This window comes from Streptomyces sp. ATLC9, assembly GCF_057196705.1.
On sequence record NZ_JBXUOY010000431.1, the window covers coordinates 1 to 2,756 of the forward strand.

The following is a 2,756-nucleotide window of genomic DNA, read 5'->3' on the forward strand; positions in this document are numbered from 1 at the left end:
GGCCGGTGCCGGGCGGGGGCGCGGGGCCTCCTCCGGGGCCGCCGTCCGGGTCGCCGTCCGCTGTCCGGCGGCCGTGGCCGCCGACTTGCCGCTGCCCGGCCGGCCCCGGCGACTGTGACGTCCCACGACTCGTCAACCCCTGCCCGTATCGGTTTCTCCCAGCAGATCCCGGAAGGCGCTCCCCACCGCCCCGGGATATTCCATCATCGCGACGTGCCCGGCGTCGGGAAGCGCCAGCAGCCGCGATTCGCGGAACGCGGCGGCCGCCCTGCGCGCCATGCGGAACGAGACCAGCAGATCCCGTCCGCCGTAGACCAGCAGTGTCGGCGCCGACACCCGCTCGGCCTGGCGCCACAGCGCGTGCTGGCCGCCGAGAGTGTAGGCGTTCACCAGGCCGCGCGCCGACCGGGAGAGCGAGTCCCAGAAGTACGGCAGCGCCAGGCGGCGCTCGTACTCCGCCACCGCCGCCTCGAACTCCTCCCGCGACACCGCCGCCGGATCGCCGTAGCACAGCGCCAGCAGCTCCCGGGTGCGCCGCTCGGCCGTCCAGTGACGGGTCATCCGCCCGAAGAGCCTGGTCGCCCCGGGGACCGCCAGCAGCGCGGTGGGAACCGCGGTGCGCTGCGGACGCAGTTCGGGCAGGGCGGGCGAGACGAGGGTGAGGGTGCGCACCAGGTCCGGCCGGATCGCCGCGATCCGGGTGGCGACCGCGCCGCCCAGGGAGTTGCCGAACAGGTGCACCGGCCCGCGCCCGGAGACGTCGAGGTAGCGGATGACGGCGCGCGCGTGCCCGGAGACCGAGTAGTCGCCGTTGTCGGGCGGCGGCGAGTGGCCGAAGCCCGGCAGGTCGACCGCCTCGCCGTCGACCGCGTCGGCCAGCTCCAGCATCAGCGGGGACCAGTTGAGGGAGGACCCGCCCAGACCGTGGACGTACAGCGCGGCGGGCAGCCCCTCGCACCGGGCCGGCCGGCCGCGCACCGACAGCGTCAGGCCGGGCAGCGACACGGATCTGTGCGTCTCGCCCCTCCCGGCGCGCGACCGGCCCGAGGGAGGGACCTCGAACGGGGCCGCCGTCTGCGGCTGCTCGGTCGATGACATGGGGCAATGTTACGAGACGATCACCGCCGCTCCCACGTGTCCGGGGTCACACCTTCCCGGCCTCCGCGATTCCCCTCCCCTGGGCTCGTGTGGAACCCCTTCGGCCTGGAAAGGGGATCGTCATGTCTGTTGACCCCACCGACCCCGACACCTTCGACCGGTTCGAGAACGAGAACGAGGACGAGAGGCCCGCGGCCGAGCGGTTCGGAGTCGAGGCTCCCGAGGCCGACGCGGCCGAACAGCACGCGGAGGTCCTGCCCCGCACGGACACGGGACTGCCGGCCGCCGGCTCGCCGGAGGTGAACCCCGCGGACGCCGCCGAACAGGCGCGCGTCGTCGAACTGGACGAGGACGATTACCGCTGAACCGCCACATCCCGCGTTCGAGGCGCGGATTTCCGTGCCCGCCGGACGCACAGGTCGTTTACCCAAAAGTACGATGGCGGACGCAGCGCACCCGCGCGCGGAAGACCGACGACCTCTCTCCGGATTCCCCGGGCCCCAAACCCCGGGGCTCGGTCCGGGCCCTGCCCGGGAGGCGTTCCAGGGAGACCCCAGGAGGCGAGCGTGACAGCCATCGAGCAGACCGAGGCACGCCCGCGTGGCACACGGCTGCCACGCCGGGCCCGACGCAACCAGTTGCTCGGTGCGGCACAGGAGGTGTTCGTCGCCCAGGGCTACCACGCCGCGGCCATGGACGACATCGCCGAGCGCGCGGGCGTCAGCAAGCCGGTGCTGTACCAGCACTTCCCCGGCAAGCTCGACCTGTACCTGGCCCTGCTCGACCAGCACTGCGAGGCGCTGGTCCGGTCGGTGCGCGCGGCACTGGCCTCGACCTCGGACAACAAGCACCGGGTCGCGGCGACGATGGACGCCTACTTCGCGTACGTGGAGGACGAGGGCGGGGCCTTCCGGCTGGTCTTCGAGTCCGACCTGACCAACGAGCCCGCGGTGCGCAACCGTGTGGACAAGGTGAGCCTGGACTGCGCCGAGGCGGTCAGCGAGGTGATCTCCGAGGACACCGACCTGCCCCCGGACCAGGCGATGCTGCTGGCCGTCGGCCTGTGCGGCATGGCGCAGATCACCGCCCGGTACTGGCTGAGCGCCGGGCAGGAGATCCCTCGCGACACCGCCACCAAGCTCATCTCCTCGCTCTCCTGGCGGGGCATCGCGGGCTTCCCGATGCACGGCTGAGGCCCGGCCGCCCTCCGTCGCGCCGCCACGCGGTGTTCGCTGTCGGCGTGCGGTCGCGAGCGGTTCACCGCCTCCGCGAGGGCTAATGTTGCTGACATGACGGCGCGGCCCGCCCGCGCACCCCGCCCCGGCTCAGCCAGGGAGAATCACCAACCGTTCGGAAGGGACATAGCCGTGGAGGTCAAGATCGGCGTGCAGCACGCGCCCCGCGAGATCGTTCTGGAGAGCGGGCAGACGGCCGAGGAGATCGAGCGCACCGTCGCCGAGGCGCTGACCGGCAAGTCGCAGCTGCTCAGCCTGGTGGACGAGCACGGTCGCCGGGTGGTCGTCCCGGCCGACCGGCTGGCCTACGTGGACATCGGCGAGCCCAGCGGCCGCAAGGTGGGCTTCGGGGCTCTGTAGGACTCCGCGCAGGGCTCCGCGGGTCCACCGGGGGTGGATCGGGGGGGGGGGGGGGGGGGGGCG

General features: G+C 73.2%; 4 protein-coding genes. 3 read left to right on the top strand and 1 reads right to left on the bottom strand.

Features of this window, described 5'->3' with window-relative positions; translation table 11 throughout:
• Positions 1–132 precede the first annotated feature (132 nt).
• Entirely contained in the window at positions 133–1,098 is a 966-nt protein-coding gene (locus AC2CJA_RS25870) for an alpha/beta fold hydrolase (protein ID WP_484605093.1), read from the bottom strand.
• 122 nt (positions 1,099–1,220) lie between these two features.
• On the opposite strand from AC2CJA_RS25870, the gene AC2CJA_RS25875 reads away from it, so the two are divergent.
• The 3 genes from AC2CJA_RS25875 (at position 1,221) to AC2CJA_RS25885 (ending at position 2,693) form a co-directional block, all read left to right on the top strand.
• Complete coding sequence (locus tag AC2CJA_RS25875) at positions 1,221–1,463, top strand: hypothetical protein (protein ID WP_484605094.1); 243 nt, start codon at positions 1,221–1,223, stop codon at positions 1,461–1,463.
• Positions 1,464–1,664: 201 nt separating this feature from the next.
• Positions 1,665–2,291 carry a TetR/AcrR family transcriptional regulator gene (locus AC2CJA_RS25880; RefSeq protein ID WP_484605095.1) on the top strand — a complete coding sequence of 209 codons (627 nt, stop codon included), beginning with the start codon at positions 1,665–1,667 and terminating at the stop codon, positions 2,289–2,291.
• A 174-nt stretch (positions 2,292–2,465) separates the two neighbouring features.
• Complete coding sequence (locus AC2CJA_RS25885; protein ID WP_093661275.1) at positions 2,466–2,693, top strand: DUF3107 domain-containing protein; 228 nt, start codon at positions 2,466–2,468, stop codon at positions 2,691–2,693.
• Positions 2,694–2,756 lie beyond the last annotated feature (63 nt).

What these genes read in the sequence shown, in the direction of transcription:
- AC2CJA_RS25875 (WP_484605094.1), top strand. Translation starts at nt 1,221, where the DNA reads ATGTCTGTTGACCCCACCGACCCCGACACCTTCGACCGGTTCGAGAAC.
- AC2CJA_RS25870 (WP_484605093.1), bottom strand. Translation starts at nt 1,098, where the DNA reads ATGTCATCGACCGAGCAGCCGCAGACGGCGGCCCCGTTCGAGGTCCCT.